This window comes from Arthrobacter dokdonellae, assembly GCF_003268655.1.
Lineage (GTDB): Bacteria > Actinomycetota > Actinomycetes > Actinomycetales > Micrococcaceae > Specibacter > Specibacter dokdonellae.
Genome location: NZ_CP029643.1, coordinates 49,143 through 74,590, shown reverse-complemented (window position 1 = coordinate 74,590; position 25,448 = coordinate 49,143). Strand labels below are relative to the sequence as shown.

Sequence of the window (25,448 nt, the reverse complement as noted above, 5' to 3'; positions counted from 1 at the left end):
AGGCCCATCAGGCCCCCGGCGACGTCCCCAAACCCGGACCGGGAGGCCACGGAGGCCTTGGCAGCAACGGGGGACTTGGCAGCAACGGGGGACTTGGCAGCAACGGGGGACTTGGCAGCAACGGGGGACTTGGCAGCAACGGAACAGGATTGAACGCCAAGCCCACGTTCCCGGCCATACTCCCAAACCGGTACTCCCAAACGTCCAGTGACGCCCGGCACTGCTGAAGGTGGCCTCAGGGGCAATCCAGAGGCCTTGGACGGATGTCTGGGCAGACGGTTTCGCAGCCGATGCCGCATTCCCCGGCCAGCGCTGCCTCGGGTGCCCCCGCGCCGGGACGCCTGGCCAGTTCGATCAGGGGCAAGCGCTTCGGGGCATGCCCCTGCTGCCCGGACCCCTCCCCACATTCCGGCCCTATGCGGCGGCCCACCCCTGGCCGCCGGCCGCCAGCCCGGGGTCCCAGGGGTCGTATTCGTCGCGTTCGGCGTCGAAGAGGTCCTCCTCGCGGATCTCTTGTTCCATGTGGCGTTCAAGGTGGGCGTGCCACTGGCGGCGTTGGGCCTTGACCAGGCGCAGCTGGGCCTCGTAGTCCTCCTGGACACCCAGCCAGCCCGCGATGGTGCCCAGGTTCGTGGCGGCCACCACCCGCCAGGACCCCTCACGGCGTTCAACCATGGCCAGTTCGGCCAGGGCGGCCAGTTCCTTGGCCACGGTGGGCCGGCTCATCCCGGTGGCACGGACGATCTCCGCCGTGGTGGGGCAGTGGCGGCCGCGCTCCACCGCCTCGTACACCAGGGCCGCCGGCGCCCCCAAGGCCCTAAACACAGGCCGGATCCCATGGATCTTCCCCTTGCGCCAGGCCGTCGCGGCAGCAACATCCCGCCACTGTTCCGGGCACCCCAAAAGGTAGCTGTCAGCCCGCTTCCCGCGCGCGTCCTCCACCTTGCCCAGCATCCCCCCGCTGAACCGCACCAGCCGCGGCAACAACCTCGCAACCGTCCCGTGGTGGGCCCCCATGGCCAGCGCGAAAGCCCGGCACCCCACATCCACCAACAGGGTCTCCTTCGCCCGCGCAAACCCCAGCACCGCACGGATCAAAAACCGCAGCATGATCCCCTCCCGCCCCGTCCGGGCCAGGCGCTGGTCCAGGACCGAATACAACACATTCTCCAAATCATTGATCTCCGCCAACACCGACACCCGTGAACGCGAACCCGCAGGCCCCCCGCCGTGGGTTAAGGACGGCTCTGTGTCGCTTTTATTGCCATGGCCGGCCCCGGTGGCGGGGGGGTGTTGTTTTTGGCCGACCCAGGCGGCGGCGTTCGCCCACTCCGTAGGCAGCAGCCTCTCCCGGCGGGCGGCGGTGCCGTAGAGGGCGGCCAGGCCGGCGAAGTCGGTGTCCAGGCGGGCCTGGACCTCCGCCAGGCCCAGCTGCCAGGCGCACAGGTGGTTCAGCACCGCCATGCGCGCCTCCGAATCGCTGGCATACCGGTGGGTGTCATAGATCCCCGTCCGGGCGACCTGGCGCAACACGGACCCCGCCAAAACCCGGGCCTCGGCACCGGCGGCCGGCGAACCAGCCCCGGCCAGCGCCTGGGCGCCAGGGATGTGGGCGGCCTGCCGCCTGGCAGCAGTAGTAGCAGCAGCGGCAGCGCGTGCACGCACTTGGCGGATCGGGGCAGCCAGCGCCTTCCGCAGGGCCGCCACGGCCTCCGGCGGGTTGCGCCGGCGCAGCACGTCATAGGCCTCGGCCAGGGGAGTGTCCAGGACCTGGTGCCCGTTCCCGGACTTGTGCATCGACCCGGGCGGGCGGATGCACCCGTCGGTGACGTTTTGGTGCGGGCCCGCATCCAGGCTCGGGAACCGGGCGCCCAGGGCCTCCACCAGCTCCCGCGCCTCCCCGGCCGGCAGGCGCTCGGCCAGGGGGACATAAAGATGCCGGCCGCCACTGGGGGAGTGGTCGGCCACAAAACGCAGCCCGCACGCGCCCAGCAGGGCACCAATCGCGGCCGCGTCGGCATCCACCACCGCCTGCAGGGCCTTGGACGTATCAAGGTCCAGGCACAGCGTCGCCACGGAACCATCCACCCCATGGACCATCACCGCCACCGGACGGAACGGCAGCGCCCGGCTGATCGGCGGCGGGGCCGACCGCGGACGCGGATACTTCCCCTCCCGGGTGGCAAACCGCATCACCGGCGCCCCCGCAATCAAGGGCGCCAGCGCAGCCCAAGCCTGCGCCGGGGTCCCGGAAGCCGGCGACACGGAACACGTGTCGGCGCAGGCGCATGTTCCCGAAAAAGCGTGTGCGTGTATGATGGAACCATTCCTAAGCAAGAGCGGGCATGACAAAGCCGCTGTTGTCGAAGTAGCTACAAACCGGGAATCTTGGCGGATACAGGTTTTTAGCTACAGATTGAGTGCCAGGCAAGGCCCGCAAGTTGCGGGCCTTTTGCCTTTTAAGAAGCCTTCGCGATAGGCAAAGCCTCCTGATATTTGAAGTCGTCGATATCCGTCCAAAGCGGTAGTCCCCGCTCGTCCAGAGCGATGCTATGGAGGAGTCTCTCGGTTGCCTGCCCCTTGGATAGGCCCATGTGATCAGCTACGCGGTTGACGAGATCCTTGGCGCCCGGATCAACATCAACCTTCAAGGTGACGTTGTCTAGCCCGGTTCCACGGTCACGTCTGTGAATCGGTCTGGTCATAGAACAGACATTACTCGTACCAGTACCGTTAAGTCTGGCGTTCGAAGTGCGCGTGTCGCGGACCTGGCGAGAATTCACGTATCCAGTGAAACATATGTTTCAGTGAATACGCTACCTGGGGCATGCTCCGTGGGAAACTTACTGTAGGTGCCAACTATGAGTCTAGGGAGGTTCTGTTGTCGTTAGGAACGACTCTTGTTTGCATCGGTATCGCTGCGGCTGCAGTTGCCCTGCTTGTGGACGTCCCAACCTTGCTACTTCGTAGAAAGGCCTTGGGCGCAAAAATGGGCGGCGTCCCAGTTCTGGTGGACCGAGTAGATAATTCCGGCGATGGGGCATTCGTAGTAATCGGCCCCTCGAGGCTCTCCAACCACCCTGGAGAAATGGTTCTTTGGGATGCATCGAAGGTTCACTCTGTCTTATTAGGGCCTCCGAGACCGGCAGCCGAAGGCAGCGACCTGGTGCGACGAAGAGTCCAGTCCCAACCGCCGGCGGATCTCCACGCTTGGAATGTCGGCTTTCTATACGGTCACATAGGACAAACTCCGGCTGACGTGGGCCTACCCTTTGAAGACCTCACGCTAGGGGCGTGCGACTTTCCAGCGTGGATAGTTCGTTCCCCCCTGGCACAGACGAATTCTGAACGGTGGGCAATCCATATTCATGGGTTGGGTGGTGCCCGTAACCAGGCCCTACGAGGTTTGTCAGTGTTTGCCCGCAACGGGTTTCACTCTCTGGTTCCTACCTATGATGTTTCCTTGGATTTGAGGGGCCGTCGAAAGCAATCAACGCTGGGCCTTCGTGAATGGCGTGCCATTGCTGAGGCTCAGGACTACGTCGTGCGCGAAGGTGCCACCCAGATTGTGTATGTTGGTTGGTCTTTTGGGGCTTTACTTGCCCTGCGCGTTCGTCAAGAAAAGCTCTCTCACCTGGTCAAGGGGCTTGTACTCGTATCCCCGGCATTGGACTGGCACAAGATCGTTCCACAGGCCATGGGCCGTGCTGGACTTCCTGGGTTCATCGTCCGTGTGGTCATGGCTCGATTTAACGGTGTCATTCCGCGGTGGGGCGACCCGAAGTCGGCCTGGGAAGGAGAGAATCACTGCGTTAGCGGAGCTGCTCCCGTACCTGTGCTGATAACCCACGGAACGGCTGATGCAACCGTCCCTTTGGGGCATGCACGTGAATCTATTCAAGGATTCAAGGGTCCTGTGCAATTCGTTGATTTTCCAGGGGCCCAGCATGGCCTTGAATGGAACTCAAACCCAGCCCTGTGGGAATCTACAGTGGACGGGTGGTTGAAGTCCCTTGGCTCCGGAGAGCACCGTCCTGCGGCGAGCAACGAACAGTTAGGGGAGGGTTGTGAGTAAGCTACCCAACGTTGACAGCGCAATGCTGTCACTCCAGCTGCCAGCTGCCATTGAGCTACCTGATTTGCTGGCTCGGGTGGAGGCTGTCTACGGGAAGAAACTGCAGCTCACTCCGGTCAGTGGCAAGGGGTGGGGCAGGACAACAGGATTGTGGCTAAATGCGGCGGACGTGGGCTTCATTCTCTATCGCACCTGCGATCCGGTGCTCTACCAGGAACACAGCATCTGCCATGAACTTGGGCACATAATCCTGCGCCATACAGGGTGTACCGCACTAAACGAGAAATCTGCCAAGAACCTGTTTCAAACAGTGGGGAGAACTCGGGGCGTGATTTCATTGCTAGCCCGTGGCAACGATGTGAATATTCAGGAGCTGGAGGCCGAAGCAATCGCTTTCAAGCTTGCCGAAAGACTGCACCCTCCCTACCGGGAATCCTCAATTGATGAGGTGTTTGGCTTATGAAACTGCTACTGGCAGTACTGCTATGCACCACCTTCGTTCTTCGCACACCTGCAGCTCTTCGGAGCCCTCGGGCGAGGGCGTCCTGGGCTGCGACAGGTCTGGGCGGATTCGGCCTGCTCATCACAGACACTTTTGCCCCGTACACCGATGTCGACCAATGGCTAGGAGGTATGAACTTTGCCCACTTGATCAGAAGTCTGTTGCTAAGTTCATCGGTCTGGTTCCTCCGTTCGTCAATCATCCAGGCAACCGGAGCCGCACTGGATCGGCAGCACGCCTGGAAGTACAGCCCACTAGCCCTATTAATCTCCTTGGGTGCTATCACGTTGCCGTTTATGCTGGCCGACACGACGGGATCAAGCGGCTCGTTTGTCACCGAACAGGGAACGCAGCTTGGTGTGTACTTATATGCTGCGACCTACATGTTTTTCGTCGGGCTAATTTGCCTGGACATTGTTTTCCTGCTGCGCGGCCGTTGGCGTAGCTGGCTTGGGATGATGCGAATCGGAGCCATTGCAGCTGTCATTGCATGCCTTGACGAAATTATCTACGCCACAGCCGTTTGGGCCTCAATTGGCAGCCAATTATTTCTTTCTATAAGCTTCAAGGCATTCAACGTTGTGTATCTGGGAGTGGCCTTTATCATTCTCAGCTTGGTCATGCTGGCGATCAAGCCCGTTCAGTTGGTCCAACGTACTGTCGCTGCGCTGTTGGGACTAGCCGTTGCCCGATGCGCCCGGAAGAAGTCCCGCCCGAAGAGCGCCAACGACCCCCAGGAAGGACGGCTCATTGATCCCCGAACGACGGTCTACAGGCACGTTATCGCACTCAAAGACATGGAGGCCCAAGAGGGCATTCCATTGGGGCCGTTCACAACTCGAATCCTTAACGCAGGGGAACGCATTCTCACGCGACCCGCGCCAGTTCAGACGCAAGATAATTATCGTATGGGGGAGAAATGACATCTGAAAAGGGTGACGACGGTAGGAATGTGACTGATCGCGAGATCGTCGCACAAAAGATCGAGCTGCTTCTTGACGTCATGCGGGCCAGGGGTCATGAACCGGCAAACTTCGCAGAGATTCAAAAAGAGATGGCCAAACGGGGCGTCAAACTGTCCCGGACGCGATGGTTCAGGATTCGCAAGGGTTCCTCCGACGGGCGCCCAACCCCTGACCTGTTACGCGCCTTGGCGGACTACTTCGACGTCGACGCCAATTACCTCCTTCAGCGTGACGGCCAAATTTCAGCGCGCGTGGAGGCCGAGTTGAACCTTCTCAATGCACTTAAACTCATGAATGTCAGTGACGTTGGGGCTCGGACAGTAGGCGATCTAACGCCCGAAGCCCTCAACGAGATTGCAGCAGCCATCAATCAGTTCAGGAAGCCGAACGAGTAGAGCAGACTGACCCAGGCAACAAAAAGCATCCAACTGAAACATATGTTTCAGTTGGATGCTTTTTGGGGTATCCTGCTTACTGGAACAGTAGTTTCAGTAAAGGAACCGAAGGCTTGTCGACACTGCAGAGCTTCCCCGCCAGCATAAAGTCGCCGTCGCGCGATAATCTGCCTTCGATCGCAGGCACGTCAACGCCGCAGGCAGTCACTGACCCGAAACGTATCGAAGATATTCGGTAGCCAGGTGACGTACTCGCTGAAGATCGATGGAATAGATCACAGTCCGTCCATGCCGGCTTCCGGCCGGGGGAGTGGTGTGCACGATGCCGGCACGCTCAAGAGCGGCGAGATGCCGATTGAGGCTTGGCCTGGTCATGTCAACACCTTCCATCAGTTCCCCGACGGTGGAAGGCCCCGTTTTAGCAAGGTGGCGCAAGATGTCAGCCTGGGCCCTGTTGCCCATATGAGCGATGGCCACATCAACCTCCGGAGGGAGCGAGGGCATGATCAGGCGTGGCATGTACCTATCTTGCCCGAAATATCGAAAAGCAAGGTTACCCTGCTTCCATAGTCTATTACTAAACGATAGAGTCAGAAGAAATGAAGCCGACGAAGGTGGGTACTTTGGATGAGTGAGAGTGTGAATTTCCCGGGCGCCCGGCGTGCGGGCGCGTATGTGGAGACAGATGATGTCCCCGAGGCCTTGCCGATTCATGGAGCAGAAGTCTTCGTGGGCGGTAGTGGGGCCATTGTCGCACCGGATTGGGAGCCGGCGGCGGAGATTCCCGCAGCCGCTCCGGGCACGGCAACGCATGCCGGTGAGGCTGCAAAGGTTTCCGCCCCATCACCTGGCGTCAGGACGGTTTCCATGCCGGCGCCGGCAGAAGCTGATGACGATGACGAACCGCTCAAGCCGGCGACCGAAGGGATCCGGGGGTTCCTGAACCGCGTAACGGGTGGTGCGTTCAGGCTTGGGCCGTCTGTCCGGGAGGCGGAGAAGCGGGTGTTGGTGGCGGTGCAGGAGGGCTTTGAGGCGTTGATCCGGCAGTCCACCTGGACGCGTGGCGTCGGGATCCTGGTGGCGAACAAGAAGGGCACGGCGGGGAAGACGCCGGTCGCCATTTCCCTTGGAGGCGTGATCGCGGCCATTCGTGGCGGGTCGGTGGCCATTGCCGAGGCTGCCGATGACCGCGGGCAGCTCGCCTACCGTGCTGAGGGCGACCCGCAGCTGGGGATGGGCGAGCTGGTGTCCAACATCTCCACTGTGCGTACGCAGTCGCAGCTGCGCGGGTACACGGTGACGCAGACGTCGTTCGCGTCCGTGATCGGATCCACGCCCAGGTGGCGGGCCCCGCTGACCAGGCAGAACGTGCTCGATGTCGCGTCAATCGTGGATGAGCATTTCACGGTCCGGGTGTGGGATACCGGCAACCAGTACAGTTCGGGCCCGTTCTCGGCCGCGGTCGACACCTCGGACGTGCTGGTGATTCCCACAATGAATTCCATGGATTCGGTTTTTGATGCCCTGGAGCTGCTGGAGTTCCTCAAGGCCCAGGGCGGGGACGCGGCCCGTCTGGCAGAAACCGCGATTGTCGTGCGGCTCTCCGACGGCCGGCCGGAGTTCAAGGCTTCCCGGGTGAAGAAGTACTTCACGGACCAGGGCATTACGGAGGAGCGGATGTATTCGCTGCCGTTCGATGCCCATATTGCCGAGCGCGGGGCGTTGACGCTGGACAGGCTCGCCCCGGCGACACGGCAGGCATTGACGGCGGTTGCGGCCGGTGTGGTGTCACAGCTGAACGTGAACGTGTTTGAGAAGGATCAACAGAAGCAAAATCATGAAGGGCAGAAGCGATGAGTGTGGTTCTTTTGACGGCGGTGAAGGCTTCGGTCGCTGTGCGGGCGGGGGTTGAAGCGTGGGGCGGGCCTCGGCCGATGATTGACAACCCGTTTCCCGGGGTTCCGAACTTCACGGTGTTCGGGACGAGCTTCACCCAGTGGTGGCAGAAGCTGTTCGCGGCGGCGTGGGCGCTTGGGATTGTGGTTGCCGGGTTCTACCTGATCGTGGGCCTGGTGGCGATGGCGAAGGCTGACGCGAACAACCCGCACGCCCACGCTGAGGGCAAGAAGAAGGCGGCGGGTGCCGGTGTCGGGTTGGTCTCCCTGGCAGGGCTGGGCGTGATCCTGGGCGCGATCCTGTTCCTGGCCACGTGATGGTGTCCCGGAACACGGAAGGCACGGCCCGGGGCGGGTTCCCGCGCTGGTCCTTCGTGCTGCTCGCCATCGTCCTGGTTCTTGCCGTCGTGGCGGGGGTGAGCATCTGGTACCAGTCGCACCCGCCCAAGACGGCTGCTGCCCCTTCACCGAGCACATCGGCGGTCCCGGCGACCGTCGGCGGGGACATTCCGAACGGGTGCCTGGCCGGCAAGGACACCTCCGCGGTGGCCCTGATCACGGCCCAGAAGAAGGCACCACACACGGAGGCCGGCGCTGTCGGCCTCGCCGCCGCCTTCAGCCGCTGGGCAAGCCAGTATCCTTACCCGTCGGCTGCTGATGCGACAACGGTAGTTGCCTCGCTGGCGAGTAGCGATGCGGACGCCGCCGTCAGAGAAATTCCTTCACAGATTGCGGCCAAGAAGCCCGCAGAAGGTTGGGCCTCGGGCGGGGTTTCGTTTGCCGAGGGCCGGTACATCGTTGAGGACAGCACACCGGACAGGGTGAAAGTCACCGTCGGCGGTGCAGGGATCAAAAATGGCCTCCCTATTCCCGATTACAAAGTGCTCCGGACCTTGGGCCTGGTCTGGCAAGGCGGTATCTGGAAGTTGCAGACCGCTGGTGCTGACCGGACTGTTGAGGATTTGTTTACCAATGGTGCGGCGTTGGCTGGGGGTTGCTGACCATGTTTGGTTCGTTGTGGGGCCTTGGTCCGTTGCCGGCAGTTGATCCACCTTCAGATGGCGGCTCGGGCTCGGGGATTTTTGACGGTATCGCCGGCGCCATCAGCCATGTTTTGAAGCCGGTGACGGACACTGTTGGTGCTGTTGTGGGGTTCGCAACGGATCCGTTGGGGGCGATTTTTCAGGCGACGCGTGATGGCGCGCAGGGGTTGGCGAAGGATCTGCTGCCGGCTCTTTCACATGCGACGGAACCGGATTTGGGTGCGGGCTGGTTTATCCAGGCGTACGCGATCAGTTTTGCCCTGGCCATCGTGGTGTGGGGCTTCTTGCTGCTGTTCCAGTTCGTCTCGGTGGCGCGGGGGTCGATGGCGGGGGAGCAGTTCCTTGACGTGGTGCTGGCCCGTTCGGCGGTCTTCTTCGGCGGTGCCTTGTTCGGGCCCTTGCTGGGGGTGATGCTGGTGGAGACGCTGGGCGCCTTGACGGATTCGCTGATCAGCTGGGGTGTTGGTTCTTCCTCGGAGAAGATGCTGTCCTCGATGAACACGATGCTCGCGGTGGATGAGGCCGCGGTCCCGGGCGGGGTGATCGTGGGCATTTTGTTGATGATCTGCATGATCCTGGGCCTGGTCCTGGTGATGGTCATGCTCGTGGTCATGCTCGTGACCTTGTACTTTTCCGGCGTGGTTTTTCCGCTGGGCATTGTGTGGTTCGCCTCGGCGAAGCATGGGTCCACGGCCCGGAAGATTCCGTTGTTGTGGTTCGGGATTCTGGCCTGCCATCCGCTGTTGTTCTTCCTGTTGGGCGTCTCGTACAACATGATTGCCTCCTCCAGCAATTGGATGCAGTGGTCCGAGGGGTTGCGGACCTTGATGAACATCCTTACGACGTTCATTGCCCTGGTCGTTGCGGGCCTGGCCCCGCTGATGTTGATGAAGTTCGCCCCGGTGCTGCCGGCCGGGATGGGTTCACAGGCGGGCCCGTCGATGAGCGCACCGCAGTCCAAGGAGTACGGTCCAAGGGATCTTTCGTCCGTGCGGAAACAGAACCGGTCCAACTCCCCTGAGGACGCCGGTCCCGGGCCCGGGGATGCCGGGCACGACGACCCTTCCGGGCAGGACGGGGCGCCTGCCGGCCCGGAGGGCGGGTCGTTGATGAAGAAGCTGCGGGACTTGAAGGGCCAGTCCGGTTCCGGGCCGGCCGACGCCGCCGCGGACACCGCAGGTGCTGGTGCTCCTGCAGGTGCTCGTGGTGGTGCCGGGAAGCCCGGGGCCGGCATGGGCGCCAAGCCGGGCACGGGCGCGACCCCGGGCACGGGCGCCGGGGCAGGGGCGGAGGCCGGTGCCGGCGCGGGGGCTGGTGCTGCGGAGGGCATGGCCGCCGCCGGTGCCGCCGAGTCGGCGACCGGGGTCGGGGCTGTGATTGGCCTTCCGACGATTTTGGCCGCTGGTGCGGTGGTGGTCGGGCAGAAGGCTGTTGAGGGTGGCAAGGCTGCGGCGCGGGCCGCCGAGGCCGGCGGGCAGTACGCCGCTGAGGGCATGACTGACGGGACTGGGCAGGGCTGATGGGACGGGGCAGGGCTGGTGGGTAATCGGTTTATTGGTGGGGAATCGGCCCACCGGAGTTTCTTTGGCGGCATCCGGTCCAAGCCGCAGGTCATCGGGCTGATGGGCTGTGCCCTGCTGGGTTGGGCCGGGGTGATGTGGGTGGGCTGGCCGGGCCTGGTCCTGGCGGTGGTGCTGGCGTTGGGCGTGTTCGCTGCGACGGTCACCACGCACAACGGGTCGTGGCTGGAACGCCGGGAACGCCGGCAGCGGTGGAAGGCACGCCTGGCCACGGGCACGGACCGGTTCCTGCCGTACTCGGCACAGGCGTGGGAGGAAGCCCACGCGGCGGCGGCCGGCATTCGTTCCGGCAGGGGGCGGGCGAAGGCGTTGGCGGCGGTGCGGTCCCGCCCGGATGGTGCGGACGGGATGGGCTGGTTGCAGGCGGCGGCGAACATGCCAGGCATTGCCTGGCATGTTCCGGCGGGTGAGGAGGCGTACCTCTCGGTCGCCTTTGAGGTCTCCGGGCAGTTGCGCGGGGCGGAGTCGTCCCGGCGGCAGGAGCAGGCACAGGCCGGCTTCGGGGCCTTGTTGGCCAACCATGCGTCCCCGTCGTCGCTGGTCTCCGGTGTCCAGTTGATCACGCGGGTGTTGCCGCCGGATTTGGCGTTGAACGAGGCATGGGTGCAGGAGAACCTTTCCCCCGATGCGTTGGACGCCGCGGTCGCCTCCTATCAGGAGGTGTTGACCCGGACGGGGAAGAACACCTTTGTCCAGCGCCACATCCAGGTGCTGCGCTGGCCGCTGGGCGGGGATTTCCTCGCGGCCGCGCAACAGTACGGGCCGGGCCGGGATGGCTGGCGGGCGTTGATGGGCCAGGAAATTGACTCGATGGTGCGTGCCCTGCGGGGCGCGCAGCTGGGCGTGGTGAAGCCGATGAGCGCCCGGGGAGTGGTGGCGATGATGCTCCACCAGCAAAACCCGTCCCGGCCGCCGTTGATGGTCGCCGGGGTGTCCCCGCGCCGGATGGGCTTGGCCTCCCGGGATGACTGGAACGCCCACTGGGTTCAGGGTACGGATCCGTTCACCGGCGGGGAGGTGGTGTGGGGGCACCGGACGGCGATGATCACCGCCTCCCAGATGGAGACGGGGGAGCGGAGCCCGTACTGGCTGCTGGCGTTGTTGCACAATGCCGGATCCGGGGCCCGGACGCTGTCGTTCCAGCTGGAGCTCGTCCCGGCCGAACAGGCCCGGTTGCTGGCGTCCAAGGACGTGGTCCGGGATATGGCCGCGGTGATCGCCAAGCAAAACAAGGGGCAGCTGGTGGACCCGGGAACGGATGTGAATCTGCGCTCGGCCCGGGCCCGTGGCACTGACCTGATGCCCGGCAGTGGCCAGCATGGGGTGAATTGGGTCGGATTCATCACCATTTCGGCCCGGACGCACAAGGACCTGACGAAAGCGTCCCGCCGGCTGGCGGAGACGGCCGCGAATGCTGCTGGCGTTCAGAAGCTGGCGTGGCTCGATACCTACCAGTCGGCGGCCTCGGGAACGACATGGCCGATTTTCCGTGGCTTGAAACCGGCGAAGCCAACACCGGGGGCGAAGTTGATGAACCGTCTTGCCGGCAGGGTCGAGAAGGAAGAGAAGGTTACCTGATGGGTGTGGTGGAGAAGGTCGCGCAAAAGGGTGCAGCCGAGCAGGGTGCGCCGGTGATCCCGTTGATGGAGGAGGCCCAGGGACACGTTAGCGTTGACGGCCCCCATGCCAAAAGTCCTAGTGCCAAAAGTCCCGGTGCCAAGGGCTCCTGGATCCTGCGGGTGCCGTTGTTGCGGGTCTTTGCGGCCCCGGCCGCGGCAGAGGTGGAGGCGGCCAAGGATGCCGGAGCCGGGCTGGGGGAGTGGACCCCGTTTGAGGAGCAGGGATCCATGTTGCGGGTGAAGAAACGCAGGGCCGCGGCCGGGTTTTACGCCCCGGCCATGCCCGGGGCCCCGTCAACGACGCGGCAGGCCGAAATCCTCAACACGGCGTTGATCGCAGCCCCGACCGGGGTGGCAGGTGTCGCCGCGGGGCGGGACGTGCTCTCCCAGACAGCGATCAGCAAGGACCCGATCACGGACTACAACGCCATTCCGCGCCTGGTGACGTCCACGAACGTGCTGGTCATCGGTGATGTTGGTTCCGGGAAATCCTCGTACACGAAAACGGTCTACGTGTTGCGGCCCTTGATCCTGCGTAACCGCCGGGCGGTGGTCATCGATAAGAAGAACGAGGGCGGGGAGGGCGAGTACGCCGAGATTGTCCGCTTCCACACCGATGCCGGGGATCTGCGGGCGGGCCGGGTCAATGCCCCGGTCCGGTTTGCCCTGGACGGGTCCGGGGTGCGGTTCAACCTGTTGGATCCGGCCATTTCCGGGGTGAACGATGACGGGATGAACAATCAGCTCGTCTACCTGGACACGGTGCCGGCACTGATGCGTGGCGGGCAGTCGAGCAGCGCCCGGGAGCGCAAGGCGATCCGGCTGGCGTACCGGGCGATGATGGCGGAACTTGAAGGTGTGCGGACGCCGACGACCGCGGATCTGCATGCCCGCCTGGGCCTCATTGACCCGCACGAGCCCAGCCTGGCCGGTATCTCCGCCGGGGAGTTGGAGAACCTGCACCAGGCCGGCATGGAAATGCGGTACTGCTTCAACGAGCTGCTGGAAACGTACGGGTCGATCTTCGACGGGGAAACCTCGGCGAGTGTGCGGCTGAACAGGCTGTTGACGTCCTTCGATATTTCCCAGCTCCCCGACACCGGCCCCTCGATCCCCATGGTGATGGGCCTGGCGAACCTGTGGCTGCTGGGCACCGTGCGCCGGGACCGGGGCATCAGGACCAACGTCCTGGTCGAAGAGGCCGGGCACATCCTCGCCGGCCCGATGGCGGTCCAGCAGCGTTCGAACATCAAGCTTTCCCGCGGGCTGGGGTTGAGCAACATTTACAACATCCACAAGGGCGCCACGGACGTGGCCCCCGGTTCCCCGGGCATGGCCGTGATTGAGGAAGCCCAGACGGTGCACATCTTCCGCCAGTCCCGCCCGCAAGCGGCCGCCTGGTGCGTGGAGACGTTCGGGCTGAACCCGGACACCGCGGCCGACATCATGCGCCTGGACAACGGCCACCACTTCCTCAAAACCGGGGCGGACACGCCCGAGATTGAGATTGAACATGTCCGCTCTTCCTGGGAAGTGGACATGACCAACACTGATGGCGCCCTGACCGAGCGCCCCGACGCCGGCTTCGCCGAAGCCGGATAGGAGGAAAGGGGCATCATGAGCGAAGAAATCACGTCGGTAACGAAACATACGCCGGCCGGGTCGGCGGTGGCCTGGGCGAAGTGGCGGATCGGGATCACTGCCGGGATCGGTGCCCTGTTGTGGCATCTGGCCCTGGTGCTGACGACGGGCATCGGACTCAGCGACATCGGAGCGACGTGGCAGGCATTCCTCTCCGGGGTCAAGAGCGCCCTGACGGGCACGCACAGCGGTTCCCCGGTCGGGGTGGGGAGCAATCCGGCGGATGCCTGGGTGTGGCCGGTGGTGGTGTGGGCGGTGCTGATCGTCGCGGTCCTGGCCGCCTGGATCGGCGCCCTGTTTGCCTTGAAGGCTTGGCGTGCCCGGCGTGCCCGGGCCCGGACGGGGGAGAAGGGGTTGAGCACGGCCAGGGCCCTGCAGAAACGCATCACCGGTCCGGAAGGCGCCATGCTGGCACCGGCCGTCTACGTGCTGGAGGGCCGCCGGATCGGGATCCGCACCGAAGACACGGCGTGCACGGTGGCCCCGCCCAAGTGGGGCAAGACGACGTTCATGGTCGCCGGCCAGGTCGTGGACGCGCCCGGGTCCGTGGTCACCACCAGCACCCGCCCGGACGTGCTGCGCCTGACCGTGGGCGTGCGCAAGGAACTGGGGGAGGTGTACGTGGCCGACTTCGACGGACTCAGCCAGTACCCGCACAAAGTCCGTTGGGACATGGTGGCAGGCTGTGCGGATCCGCAGATCGCCTCGGAACGGGCCGCGGCCATGGTGAACGCGATGCCGCGCACCGGGGCCCCGTCCTCGGCCGACCGGTATTTCGATGCCGGCTGCGTCATGATCCTGGAGGCCCTGCTCCACGCCGCAGCGTTGAAGCCGGGCGGCTCGATGCGCGACGTGCTGCGGTGGTCCCAGAACTTTGACGAGCACGAGCCGGCGAACATCCTCCGTGCCGATTCCCCGAGCGTGATGACCTGGGCGGGAAACCTGGATGAGTGGTGCCGGACGAACAACCCGGACACGATCGGTAACACCAAGACCACCCTGGGCAAGATCACCGGTCCGATGAAGAACGAAACCGTGCTCTCGATGCTCTGCCCGGAGGAGGGGGATCCGGGGATCGACATCAATACGTTCACCGATGCCCCGAACACCCTGTATTGCCTGACAAGGGTGTCGATGAACGCCTCCACTGCTCCCATCGTCACGGCCCTGGTCGAGTCCTTGGTGCAGGCCGCGATCCGCAAATCCGGCAGTACGCCCTCCGGGAAGTTGGAGACGCACATGTCCGTGGTCCTGGATGAAGCGGCCAACACCTGCGCGCTGCCCTCGCTGCCCTCGCTGATGAGCGAAGGTGGCGGTAACGGGATCCACACCTCCGTGTATGTCCAGACGTATTCGCAGCTGGTGAACCGGTGGGGTGAGGAAGGGGCCGAGACGATTTTTGATTCCGCCGCGGCCAAGACCGTGTTCGGCGGTATCTCCGATGTGAAGTTCTTGACGAAGATCTCCGAGCTGATCGGCAGGCACTGGGTTGAACACACCTCCTCCTCGTCCTCCACGGGCCAGGACGGGGTGCCGACGGTGAACGTCTCCAAGTCCATGCAGCTCGATGTGAAGATGCGCGTCGACGAGATCCGCAAGCTCCCGCAGGGCAAGGTGTTGCTGATGTACAGGGAGCTGGAAGCCGTGGTCGACGTCGTTCCCTGGTGGGAACGCCCGGACCGGGAGAAGTTCAAGAACTCGCGCACCTGGTGCCTGGGACAGGAAGGCATCAGCGCCGAAGGAGCCGCCCAGGCGGCCGCAGCCGAGAGCGCTGCGGAAGCAACCGAGACGGTCAGCGCATGATCGCCGAGCCGCCTCCGGAAGAAGAAGCTCCGCGCGAGGATGAGTGGCTGCCGCCGGAAGACTACCCGGCGGCCACTGCCGGCAGGCCAGCCAGTGGGCCGACACCGCCCGGCGCGGAGGCCATTCCGGACATCCTGGACCGGCTGGCGAACGTGGAAGAAGTCGCCGGGTACGTCTATGAGGAGCTGAGCAACTACCCGGCCGGCGGTCCATGGTTCTGGAAAGAATTGAACCTGAAACAGCGCCGGGAACTGTGGGTCGAGCTCGGCGAGTTCGTGACCTGGCTACAGAACCGGATCCTGCGCCACTGGTCCAACACGGAAGGGTCGATCGCCCCGTGCTGGTACCTGCATCCGGATGCGGTGGAGCAGTTGACGGCCCTGATGATCGCCCACAAGGCCGCCTACCGGGCGAAGTCGAAGAAGCCCAGCTTCGAGCTCACCGAATGGTTCACCCGCGCCCTCTGGCCCACCATGGAGGCATTCACCCGCCGGGCAACGTTTAAGAGCTGCCTGAGCGAACGCGAACACCGGCCCTCCTCCGGTGGGATCGTGCTGGACGACGCCAGCACGGCGTTCCGGGACTTCGTGGCCCAGGCCACCACCGAACCGGCCACGGCCGCGGTCCCACTCCCGCCACAGTCCAACGATGGGGGAGCCGGTGCGTAAGGGTCTGCTGGTGCTCACCGCCGTGTCGCTTCCGGTGATCTTCCTTCTCGGCCTGCTGGGCGTGGCCTTGATGGGGGCTGGCGGATCCTCGGCCGCAGCCTGTCCCGCCTCCGCCTCCAGCACGGAACCGGTCAAGGCCGGCACGATCCCGAACGGGTGGGCGGCCCTGGTGGAGAAGGCGGCAGCCGATTCCGGCGTGCCGTCCTCGGTCCTGGCCGCACAGCTGGAGACCGAGTCCGGATGGAATCCCAAAACGGTCTCCCCGGCGGGCGCCCAAGGGCTGTCCCAGTTCGTCCCCGGCACGTGGGCCAGCTACGGCGGGGGCAAGGATCCGTTCGACCCGGCGGCCGCGATTGCCGCCCAGGGCGCCTACATGAAAGCCCTGCTCGACCAAGTGGGAAAGCTGGCGTCAAGTTCGGGCCAGCCAGCCGTGTCCCTGGCCTTGGCCGGGTACAACGCCGGGGTGGGCAGGGTTTTCCAGTACGGCGGCATCCCCCCGTACCCCGAGACACGGAACTATGTGGCGAAGATCCTTGGCCTGGCGCAAAAGTACGCGCAGAACGGCGACGCTCCGGCCAAGAGCGTGGCGCCGCCGGCCAGCTGCACCGGTCTGTCGGTGTCCAACGCATCGGTCTCGAAGGCCGGCGATGACTACCCGTGGCCGGGCGCCCCGGTCGGTGTGGACAACCCGGCAACGCATTTCAATTACCGCGAATGCGTGGATTTTGCCTGGTTCCGGTTCATGCAGCAGATCGGCACCCCGAAGCCGCCGTTCAAACTCGACGCTGCCGTGTTGCAGATGGGTTCTGCCGCGCAGTGGGGCCCGGCGTGGCAGAGGGCAGGTTGGCAGTCAGGTCACACACCAGTGGTCGGTGCGATCATTTGGTACCGCCCCGGGGCGGGAGGGGCCGGCAGTGACGGCCACGTCGCCGTCGTCAAGTCCATCTACCGTGATGGCTCCGTTCTCGAGGAAGGGTACAACATGTTCCCTAACGCCGATCATGCCTACTACACGCGACGGATCCTCGCCGCGTCCCCGTCGGCCTATCTATACATTCCAGGAGGCGCGAAGCCATGAGAAAACCATCAGCAATCGCCGCAGCCTCCCTGTTGGTCCTGGCCCTGGCCGGGTGTGCCAGCCAAGGTGCCGGAAGCATTCCGGCACCGGCCGCCACGACTTCAACGGCCGGCACCCTCCCGGCCACCGGTCTGGCCACCGCCTCGCCGTCATGTGTGCTCTCCTGCGGTGGCCAGGCCCAGTACAACGGACCTGCAGCGCTGCCCGCCCCGTCGTGGGCGCCAGGGGATAGGGCAGCGGCACTGGCCGCGGCCGTCGCAGTCATGGAAGCCTACATCCGGCCCGGAACGGACCACGCCACGTGGTTCACTGGCATCCGGCCACGGGTCACCGACCAGTTCGCGGCCGAACTGGGCAAGTTCGATCCCACCTATCTGACGGTCTCAAAAATGACGGGTCCGGCCACGGCGTCCCCCGACGCGAAGGATTCGTTTCAACTCGATGTCAGTGTCCCCACTGATGACGGCGTCTACCAGGTGACGATGCTCCGGGGCACGCAGTCCGCGCCCTGGCTGGCGAACTCAATCATCCCTCCCCTTCCCGGTGACAAGTATGGGCGGCATCATGTTCAGTCTCACTTGTCCTCTCGTGCTCGGCACGCCACGGATCGACCATGCGACCGATTGACATGCGACCGCCTGGATTATCTGGTGGTCGCTGACCGGCATCTCCGTGGCCTTGTACCTGGTCGGAGTCAACTAGGGCGTGTCTCCTAATGCCTGGTTCCGGGCTTTGACATAATTTTCGGGTGTCTTCTCGTTACTCTGTTTTGTCTGATGCCCAGTGGGAGTTCATTGCCCCGTTGATGCCGAGCTCGTCGGGGAAGGCTGGGCGGCCGTTCAATGACCACCGGCTCACGACGGAAGGCATCATTTACCGGTACCGGGCCGGGATTCCCTGGCGGGATCTGCCACCACATTTTGGTGCGTGGCAGTCGGTGTGGAAGCGTCACCGCCGCTACAGCCTGGACGGCACGTGGGACCAGGTCCTGGCCGCCTTGCTGACCCGTGCCGATGCGGTCGGGCTGATCAGCTGGGAAGTCTCGGTGGATTCCACGGTCAACCGCGCCCACCAGCACGGCACGAACCTGCCCCGCCACACAGGGGGACCTGTCGAATTACAAGAACCTGCTGGATGAGCCCGCCGACCATGCCATCGGCAAGTCCCGCGGCGGACTGACCACCAAGATCCACGCCTTGGTCGACGGCAACAAACGCCCGCTGGTGTTGCTGCTTGGCCCCGGCCAGGGCGGGGACGCGCCCATGTTTGAAAACCTCATGGAAGCGTTGAGAGTAGAGCGGGCAGGTCCCGGGCGGGCGCGAACCCGCCCGGACCGTGCCATGGCCGACAAGGCCTACTCCTCCAAAGGGATCCGCAGCTACCTGCGCACCCACGGCATCCAATGCGTGATCCCCGAGAAGGAAGACCAGAAAGCCAACCGCAAGCGCAAGGGATCCGTCGGCGGCCGGCCCGTCACCTACGACAAGGAAGCCTACAAACGCCGCAACGTCGTCGAGCGCAGCTTCAACACCCTGAAGCAATGGCGCGGACTGGCCACACGCTACGACAAACTCGCCCAAACCTACCGATCAGCCGCCGTCCTGCAAGCCGTCGTCATCTGGACCGCAGCATTAGGAGACACGCCCTAGGGGTGGCTTGTGAAAAAGTGAAATATCCGACGCTGGCGCGATACTTCACCCGAAACGATCAGCCGTGGTGGCCTGGCAACCGGGCCCGTTCGTCGCCACCAGGATGCGTTGGGCTTCACAGGCTTAGTTGTATCGCGAAGGGAGCTACCCGTTTCGTTGGTGCGTACGCGGCAACCGTTACACGACGAGCCCGTGTATTCCCTGGGTCGGAAAGAACCTCAAACGGTGTCTTACCAACGATCGTTATCCGATACTCCTAAAGGGGCCAAACAGCCTTAGCGCCAGTTTCCAGAGCATTGGTTCAAGACCCTTCCTGCCCGGAAAATCAAAGATCCCGGCCAGGAGGGTACCGTAACTTCGGGTCAGGAGAAGCGTTCGGGCCGGAAGGTGGCGAGCATTGGGTGCTTTTCTCGGGTGAGTATTTCGCCTGCCAGGAGTTCGCCGGCGATGAGTCCGAGGGTGGCGCCGGAGTGGGTGAAGGCGACGTAGCAGCCGGGGGCTTTGGTCAATTCTCCGAAGACGGGTTCGCCGTCGCCGGGGATGGGCTTGTAGCCGATCTTCCAGGAGGCGGGCTTGAGATTGGGGTTGCCGGTGAGGAGCTTGCTGGCTTCATCGGCGAGTTCCTGCACCACGTCGTCGAGGATGCTGAAGGTTCCGTCGGCGTGTTCGGTGATGCTGTCCTCATACCAGTCGTGGTCCAGGGCCAGGGTGTTGCCGGGGTTGGGGCGGATGGCGACGCGAGGGGTGTTCATGACCGCGGTGATACCGTGTTCCAGCGGTTTGGTGATGACGAGCATGGAGAGCGGGGAGGCATTGCCGATCTGGACGCCGAGCGGGGCGACGACGGCTGGGGTGGCGGCTCCGCAGGCGACCAAGACTGCGTCGGCGCTGTAAACCTTTCCTGACTCGTCGGTGACGCCGGTGGCGTGTCCATTGTCGAAGGCAACGGCGGCCTTGCCGGCGTTGAGTACCAGGCGTCCGCCGCGGTCGTGGAATTCCGCCATCAGGAACTCCACCAAGTCCGGCAGGCTGACCCAGCCCTCGGCGGGATTGAAGATCGCGGCGGGCGGGACGGTGCCCGCGTCGATGGATGGCGCCACGGCCGCCAGGGTTCCGGGCTCGAGGAGCTGTGAGTCGTAGCCGTGGGATTTCTCGTAGTCGTGGCGGGCACGAGTGTCGGCTTCTTTGCCGGCGGCGTTCCAGAAGATGCCGCCGCCGAACTGCAACCACTGGCGGGTGGGGTCGGCTGCGAAGAGGGTCCGGTACCGGTCGATGCCGGCCATCCGGAGCTCGTGGTAGGGGCCTGAGCGTTCCCCGGCGGAGTTCAGCCAGGACAGGGAGCGGCCGGTGGCTTCGCTGGCCAGCTGGGTTTCAGTCAGCAGGGTCACGGAGGCGCCTGCGCGCAGCAGGTGGACGGCGGTGGAGACGCCCATGATGCCGCCCCCGATGATGGCGACGTGCTTGGCGGGAACAATAGGCATGGTGTGCTCTCTTTCTCAATCAAATTTTTTGTTCGATGGAACCGCTGTCGCGCTTAGGCCAGTGGACAGCGTCCGGGCGCAAGCGCGCCTCGGGGATAGCCGGAATTGCGGGGATGGGGAATATCGAGGGGGGAGAATCAGGAGAGTTGGTGGATTGTCTCGATGATCTGCAGCACCTCGAGGGAGTCCGCCGGGTCGACGGGCAGTGAGGCTTCGCCGGTCAGGGTCCCGGATAGTTGCCGGTAGAAGTCGGGGTAGGCCCCGCGCTCGGCCGGGATCGCTGTCGTCGAGCCGTCAATGCCGACGCGCCCCCAGGTGCTTTCCGCTTCCACGCCGTAGGACGGGTCAGTGGGGAAGGTGCCGGCGTCAAGGGCGCTTTCCTGCCCGTCCAGTCCCCATTTGGTGTAGCCGGCGGTGGAGCCGAGCAGGTGGAAGCGGGGACCGAGCTGGGCCGCGGTGCCGTTCATCCACAGCCGTGAGCGGACGCCGCCCTCATGCAGCAGGGAGACGAAGGCCTCGGTGTCGGCTCCGTCCGGGTCCGGGCCGTTGTTGGCGGTTTCCCCGTAGCTTTCGGCTACCGGGCCGAAGAGCTGGATGGCCTGGTCGATCAGGTGCGCGCCGAGGTCGTGTAGGATCCCGCCGGCCTCCGTGATCGGGGTGGTGTCGCGCCAGTTGCCGAAGCCCTCCGGACGCCACCATTCAAAGCGTGACTCGAAGCTGCGCACCGCACCGAGCGCTCCTTCGCGGAGGAGTTTTTGGAGGGTCAGGAAGTCAGCGTCCCAGCGGCGGTTCTGAAAGACCGTCAGGCTGACACCTGATTGTGCGGCGAGGCGGATCAGCTCCCCGCCCTGCGCGGAGCTCGTGGCGAAAGGCTTGTCCACCACCAGGTGCAGTCCCGCGGCAATGGCGGCCGCGGCCAGTTCGAAGTGGGTCACCGGTGGGGTGCCCAGGACCACCAGGTCCAGGTTGGCAGCCAGTGCGAACAGGTCTTCCGGTGTGGGAACGATTCGGGTCCCGGGGTAGCGGGCAGCAGCCTCACGGGCCCGTTGCGGGTCCGAGGTGACGATGGCGTCCAGCGAATAGGCCGGGTCCGCGGCAATCAGCGGGGTGTGGAAGACGCGTCCGGAGATGCCGTAGCCGACGACGGCGGTGCGCAGCGGCGTGTACGGTGTGGCCGGGTTGGGGCGGGGCATCAGAGGACCTCGGAGAGGAAGCGCTGCAGGCGTTCGCTTTGCGGGTTGTCGAAGAGGTCTTCAGGCCGGCCGGATTCGATGACTTCTCCCTCGTCCATGAACACGACCTGGTCGGCGACTTTGCGGGCGAAGCCCATTTCGTGGGTGACCACGGCCATCGTCATTCCCCGTCCGGCCAGGCTGGCCATCAGGTTCAGCACGCCCTTGACGAGTTCGGGGTCCAGGGCGCTGGTGGCTTCGTCGAAGAGCATGACTTCGGGTTCCATGGCGAGGGCGCGGGCGATGGCGACGCGCTGCTGCTGTCCACCGGAGAGGTCCCGTGGCCGGTGGTCGGCCCGTTCGGCGAGGCCGACCTCGGCCAGGCGCCGGCGGGCGCGTTCAGTGGCTTCAGCCCGGGACATGCCCTTGACCCTGCGCAGGGACAGAGCAACGTTGTCCAGGGCGGTGTGGTCCGGGAAGAGGTTGAAGTGCTGGAAGACCATGCCGATGCGGCGGCGCAGGACGTCGGGTTTGAGTGCGAGGGCGCTTTCACCGTCCAGGATCACGTCACCGCTTTTGGGTTCGTGCAGGCGGTTGATACCGCGCAGCAGCGTGGACTTTCCGGACCCGGAAGGTCCGATGATACAAGTCGTGGTTCCCGGGGCGATGGCCAGGCTGACGTTGCGCAGGACCTCAATGTCTCCGAAGGCCATGGTGAGGTTCTTCAGCTGGAGGCTGGAGCCACGGAAGGTCTCGATATCTGCGGTTGGGCTGGTGGTGGTGGCGCTCATGTGTTGCTCCCGGTGATCAGCGGCGAGGCCGCGTCGAGTTCATTGACTTCGTTCAGCCCGCTGCTGGGGGCGGCGGGGCGCCGGCCGGTGCGGAAACGGTTGTCGAAGTAGTTCACCAGGTGGGTCAGGGGCACCGTGATGATGAGGTAGAAGACGCCAGCCATGACCAGCGGCGAGAGGTTGCCGGAGAGGACCGCTGCGTCCTGCCCGACCCGGAACAGCTCGCGTTCACCGACCAGCAGGCCCAGGAAGTACACCAGGGAGGAGTCCTTGACGATGGCGATGAACTGGTTTACTAGGGCAGGGAGCACCCGGCGGATGCCCTGCGGGACGACGACCAGGGCCATCCCCTTGGCGTAGCTCATGCCCAGGGCCCGGCACGCTTCGAGCTGGCCGCGTTCGACACTCATGATGCCGGCGCGGAAGATTTCCCCGATGTAGGAGCTGGCGATCAGGCTCAGTGCGATGATGCCCAGCGGGTAGGGTGAGGGTCCGAAAATGGACTGGCTGAGCCTGGCGAAGCCCTGGCCGATCAGCAGGATGGTCAAGATGGCGGGCAGGCCGCGGAACAGGTCGGTGTAGATGCGGGCGGGCAGGCGCAGCCATTTGGAGGGCGAGATGCCCATGACGGCGACGACCATGCCGAGCACGACGCCGATGATGGTGGCGGCGACGGAGATGATCAGGGTGTTCTTCAGGCCGACGGCAAGGAGCTGGGGGAGCACCTGGCCCATTGCCGGGAAGTCGAAGAAGGTGCGGATGATGGTGTTGAGCCAGTCCATGGGTTGCTCTCAGAGATAGGGGTTGTCGAATACGAAGGGGTGCGGGACAAGGGGTGCGCGGGCCGGTCCCGGGTTTGGTGCCGGCCCGCGCGGATGTCCCCTCGTGCGCGCCGATCCTACTGGGTTGGGGCTGCGCTGGGGGACGGGGCCGGGCTGGAGGTCTGCTCCGCCTTGGGCAGGTACTGCTCGGGCATCGGCGAGCCCGGGAACCACTTCTGGTACAGCTTCTTCCAGGTCCCGTCCTCCATCGCTGCGGCCAGGGCCTTGTTCAGGGCGGTCAGCAGGGCCGGCTTGTCCTTGGCGACGGCGAAACCGGCCGGGGCGTCAAAGGAGGGGATGTCCGCGGCGCTGACTAGACCAAATTGCTTCTCGTAGGTCTTGGCGGCCTCGTAGTCCAGGAAATGGGCATCCACGGATCCGCTGTTGACTGCCGAGATCGCCGTGTTGTTATCCGGAAAGCGGACCAGGTTCGCATTGGGGAAGTTCTTCACCGCATAGGCTTCCTGCAGTGATCCCTGCACCACACCCAAGCGCTTGCCGGCCAGGTCCTTGGCGCTCTTGATCCCCGAGGTCTTGGTGGTGATGACGGTCAGGTAGCCGGCCAGGTAGCCGTTGGAGAAATCCACCGTCTGCTTACGCGCGGGGGTGATGCCGATCGCGGCTACCCCGACGTCGAACTGCCCGTTCGCAACGGCAGGCAGGATGGAGGAGAAGTCCTGTCCGGTAAAGACGACCTTGTCCACGCCGGCGCGGTGTGCGACGTCTGTGAACAGTTCGACGTCGAAACCGGTGAAGTTCCCCTGCGCGTCGGTGAAGGTATAGGGCTTGGAGTCTCCCACACTGGCCACCCTGATGGTGCCCGGCTGGATCAGCCCATACGGGTTATTGCTGACGGCGGCAGAGGAGCCGCCGCAGGCCGAGAGGGCCAGGACCGCGGCAAGCGCAGCGCCCAGCAGGGCGGCGGGGCGGAGCCTGAAGGATTTTTTCACTTACGTGTTCCAATCGGGTGTGGGCGGCAAGGTGTCTGGGGTAGGGCCGCGTGTGAATTTGGGTGATTCTCTTGTGGAGTCCGGTCTCACAACCTATGATTGAGACCGGACTCACATCGATTGCTAGAACTGTAATTCATGACACACCCATCGGTCAAGAGCTAAAGAAAGTGGAAAATGAGCAATCCTTCAGCAAGGAGACGTGACGCGACGGTCGCCGATGTCGCAAGGGAAGCCCGTCTGTCGAAAGCACAGGCCGCCCGTGCGCTGGGCGGCTATGGCGCTGTCAGCGATGACGTCAGGGAACGGGTGCTCGCTGCCGCCGAGCTGTTGAACTACCGGCCCAACGAACTGGCCCGGACCATGAACACCGGCAAGTCCAACACCATCGGAGTGGTAGTGGGTGATATTGAAAATCCGCACTTCGGCCTCGCCATGCGTGGAATCTCCGACACGGCCAAGAAGAGCGGAGTCAATGTCATCCTGATCAACACCGACGAGGAAACGACCGCGGAAGTCGACGCCGTCCAGGTCCTTTTGGACAAAAGGGTGGACGGCCTCATCGTGGCCCCCGCATCGTCAGTGGAAACCGAACATTTACAGCGTGTTTACGACTCCGGCCGTCCTCTGGTCCTGCTGGACCGCAGGGCCGAGGGGCTCGCCGTTGAGACCATCGCGGCGGACATTACCGGCATTTCCTACGACTCCACCCTGTACCTGCTCGAAAGGGGGCACCGTCGGATCGCTTTCATCTCCACCCTGAAAGCCGACACCCCGTACATCGAAGGGGCGCAGCTGGATTCCTCGCAGATCATGGACCGCCTGGAGGGCATGCGGCGGGCGTTCTTGGAAACCGGATTGTACTTCCCTGAGGACCTGGTGCGGCTGAATGCCGGCAACGGCGAATCCATCAAGACCATCACGCGTGAAGTCCTCCTCATGTCCGACCCGGCCACCGCCGTCGTCGCCTCCGACGGACTCATCGCGCTCAGCGTCCTCGAGGGCATCCAGGAACTCGGCCTCTCCATCCCGGGGGACGTTTCGTTCCTTATGTACGACGACTTCGCGTGGACCCGCCTGACCACACCGCCACTGACGGTCATAGCCCAGCCCGTCTACGACATGGGCGTGGCAGCCGCCAATGCCCTCATCCGGCAGATTGAGGGACAGAAGCAGGAGGCCACAACACCGGCCTTTACGGCCAGCCTGGTCCGGCGGGGCTCCGTCGGTACGCCCCGCACCGCAGAGGACAAGCGGGAACGGAACCCTGGGGTTTACGTCTGACCAGATCGGTGTTGTTTTCGCCACGGGCGCGCTGAG

At 64.3% G+C, this 25,448-nt stretch carries 22 protein-coding genes; 15 read left to right on the top strand and 7 right to left on the bottom strand.

What is annotated here, in order from left to right; genetic code table 11:
* Positions 1-414 precede the first annotated feature (414 nt).
* Entirely contained in the window at positions 415-2,193 is a 1,779-nt protein-coding gene (locus tag DMB86_RS19775) for a winged helix-turn-helix domain-containing protein (RefSeq protein ID WP_227878812.1), read from the bottom strand.
* 634 nt (positions 2,194-2,827) lie between these two features.
* On the opposite strand from DMB86_RS19775, the gene DMB86_RS20430 reads away from it, so the two are divergent.
* The 4 genes from DMB86_RS20430 to DMB86_RS19750 all read left to right on the top strand — a co-directional run bounded on the left by DMB86_RS20430 (position 2,828) and on the right by DMB86_RS19750 (position 5,937).
* Positions 2,828-4,075 (top strand): alpha/beta hydrolase family protein, encoded by a 1,248-nt coding sequence (locus DMB86_RS20430; RefSeq protein ID WP_335645042.1) that lies wholly within the window; start codon positions 2,828-2,830, stop codon positions 4,073-4,075.
* Positions 4,068-4,538, top strand: a complete 471-nt coding sequence (locus DMB86_RS19760; protein ID WP_129545611.1) for a hypothetical protein — start codon at positions 4,068-4,070, stop codon at positions 4,536-4,538. The genes DMB86_RS20430 and DMB86_RS19760 overlap by 8 nt, the downstream gene beginning before the upstream one ends.
* 170 nt (positions 4,539-4,708) lie before the next feature.
* The gene (locus DMB86_RS19755) at positions 4,709-5,500 is read left to right on the top strand and encodes a hypothetical protein (RefSeq protein ID WP_113719763.1); all 792 of its coding nucleotides are present in this window, start codon (positions 4,709-4,711) and stop codon (positions 5,498-5,500) included.
* Positions 5,497-5,937 (top strand): hypothetical protein, encoded by a 441-nt coding sequence (locus DMB86_RS19750; protein WP_113719762.1) that lies wholly within the window; start codon positions 5,497-5,499, stop codon positions 5,935-5,937. Before DMB86_RS19755 ends, DMB86_RS19750 begins: the two co-directional genes overlap by 4 nt.
* 204 nt (positions 5,938-6,141) lie before the next feature.
* Here DMB86_RS19750 and DMB86_RS20695 read toward each other — a convergent pair whose 3' ends face one another.
* Positions 6,142-6,456, bottom strand: a complete 315-nt coding sequence (locus DMB86_RS20695) for an ArsR/SmtB family transcription factor (RefSeq protein WP_171814622.1) — start codon at positions 6,454-6,456, stop codon at positions 6,142-6,144.
* A gap of 348 nt (positions 6,457-6,804) precedes the next feature.
* Here DMB86_RS20695 and DMB86_RS19740 point away from each other — a divergent pair, with 348 nt between their 5' ends.
* The 10 genes from DMB86_RS19740 to DMB86_RS19690 all read left to right on the top strand — a co-directional run bounded on the left by DMB86_RS19740 (position 6,805) and on the right by DMB86_RS19690 (position 18,913).
* A complete protein-coding gene (locus DMB86_RS19740) occupies positions 6,805-7,794 on the top strand; it encodes a MinD/ParA family ATP-binding protein (RefSeq protein WP_113719760.1) in 990 nt (329 codons plus the stop codon).
* A gap of 77 nt (positions 7,795-7,871) precedes the next feature.
* Positions 7,872-8,150 carry a hypothetical protein gene (locus DMB86_RS19735; protein WP_227878811.1) on the top strand — a complete coding sequence of 93 codons (279 nt, stop codon included), beginning with the start codon at positions 7,872-7,874 and terminating at the stop codon, positions 8,148-8,150.
* A 56-nt stretch (positions 8,151-8,206) separates the two neighbouring features.
* Positions 8,207-8,833, top strand: a complete 627-nt coding sequence (locus DMB86_RS19730) for a hypothetical protein (RefSeq protein WP_129545610.1) — start codon at positions 8,207-8,209, stop codon at positions 8,831-8,833.
* Positions 8,834-9,042: 209 nt separating this feature from the next.
* Positions 9,043-10,395 carry a hypothetical protein gene (locus tag DMB86_RS20425; protein ID WP_129545609.1) on the top strand — a complete coding sequence of 451 codons (1,353 nt, stop codon included), beginning with the start codon at positions 9,043-9,045 and terminating at the stop codon, positions 10,393-10,395.
* Positions 10,396-10,413: 18 nt separating this feature from the next.
* Positions 10,414-12,033 carry a hypothetical protein gene (locus DMB86_RS19720; protein ID WP_113719758.1) on the top strand — a complete coding sequence of 540 codons (1,620 nt, stop codon included), beginning with the start codon at positions 10,414-10,416 and terminating at the stop codon, positions 12,031-12,033.
* On the top strand, positions 12,033-13,676 hold the full coding sequence (locus DMB86_RS19715) for a P-loop NTPase family protein (RefSeq protein WP_113719757.1): 1,644 nt from the start codon (positions 12,033-12,035) through the stop codon (positions 13,674-13,676). Before DMB86_RS19720 ends, DMB86_RS19715 begins: the two co-directional genes overlap by 1 nt.
* A 15-nt stretch (positions 13,677-13,691) precedes the next feature.
* Positions 13,692-15,518: a type IV secretory system conjugative DNA transfer family protein gene (locus DMB86_RS19710; protein ID WP_113719756.1), complete on the top strand. Its 1,827-nt coding sequence runs from the start codon at positions 13,692-13,694 to the stop codon at positions 15,516-15,518.
* The gene (locus DMB86_RS19705; protein WP_113719755.1) at positions 15,515-16,186 is read left to right on the top strand and encodes a hypothetical protein; all 672 of its coding nucleotides are present in this window, start codon (positions 15,515-15,517) and stop codon (positions 16,184-16,186) included. The genes DMB86_RS19710 and DMB86_RS19705 overlap by 4 nt, the downstream gene beginning before the upstream one ends.
* Positions 16,179-17,264 (top strand): transglycosylase SLT domain-containing protein, encoded by a 1,086-nt coding sequence (locus tag DMB86_RS19700; RefSeq protein ID WP_113719754.1) that lies wholly within the window; start codon positions 16,179-16,181, stop codon positions 17,262-17,264. Before DMB86_RS19705 ends, DMB86_RS19700 begins: the two co-directional genes overlap by 8 nt.
* An 805-nt stretch (positions 17,265-18,069) precedes the next feature.
* Positions 18,070-18,913 (top strand): IS5 family transposase gene (locus tag DMB86_RS19690; protein WP_418202341.1). Its coding sequence is split into 2 segments (ribosomal slippage): positions 18,070-18,396 and positions 18,398-18,913, totalling 843 coding nucleotides; the frame shifts between segments, so codons are not numbered across the junction.
* A 362-nt stretch (positions 18,914-19,275) separates the two neighbouring features.
* On the opposite strand, the gene DMB86_RS19685 is transcribed toward DMB86_RS19690, so the two are convergent.
* The 5 genes from DMB86_RS19685 to DMB86_RS19665 form a co-directional block, all read right to left on the bottom strand.
* A complete protein-coding gene (locus DMB86_RS19685) occupies positions 19,276-20,394 on the bottom strand; it encodes an NAD(P)/FAD-dependent oxidoreductase (RefSeq protein ID WP_113719752.1) in 1,119 nt (372 codons plus the stop codon).
* A 137-nt stretch (positions 20,395-20,531) separates the two neighbouring features.
* The gene (locus DMB86_RS19680; protein WP_113719751.1) at positions 20,532-21,587 is read right to left on the bottom strand and encodes a Gfo/Idh/MocA family protein; all 1,056 of its coding nucleotides are present in this window, start codon (positions 21,585-21,587) and stop codon (positions 20,532-20,534) included.
* Positions 21,587-22,357: an amino acid ABC transporter ATP-binding protein gene (locus tag DMB86_RS19675; protein WP_113719750.1), complete on the bottom strand. Its 771-nt coding sequence runs from the start codon at positions 22,355-22,357 to the stop codon at positions 21,587-21,589. Before DMB86_RS19675 ends, DMB86_RS19680 begins: the two co-directional genes overlap by 1 nt.
* Positions 22,354-23,139 carry an amino acid ABC transporter permease gene (locus DMB86_RS19670; RefSeq protein WP_113719749.1) on the bottom strand — a complete coding sequence of 262 codons (786 nt, stop codon included), beginning with the start codon at positions 23,137-23,139 and terminating at the stop codon, positions 22,354-22,356. Before DMB86_RS19670 ends, DMB86_RS19675 begins: the two co-directional genes overlap by 4 nt.
* A 116-nt stretch (positions 23,140-23,255) precedes the next feature.
* Positions 23,256-24,128: an ABC transporter substrate-binding protein gene (locus DMB86_RS19665; RefSeq protein ID WP_113719748.1), complete on the bottom strand. Its 873-nt coding sequence runs from the start codon at positions 24,126-24,128 to the stop codon at positions 23,256-23,258.
* Positions 24,129-24,305: 177 nt separating this feature from the next.
* Here DMB86_RS19665 and DMB86_RS19660 point away from each other — a divergent pair, with 177 nt between their 5' ends.
* The gene (locus DMB86_RS19660) at positions 24,306-25,412 is read left to right on the top strand and encodes a LacI family DNA-binding transcriptional regulator (protein WP_113719747.1); all 1,107 of its coding nucleotides are present in this window, start codon (positions 24,306-24,308) and stop codon (positions 25,410-25,412) included.
* Positions 25,413-25,448 lie beyond the last annotated feature (36 nt).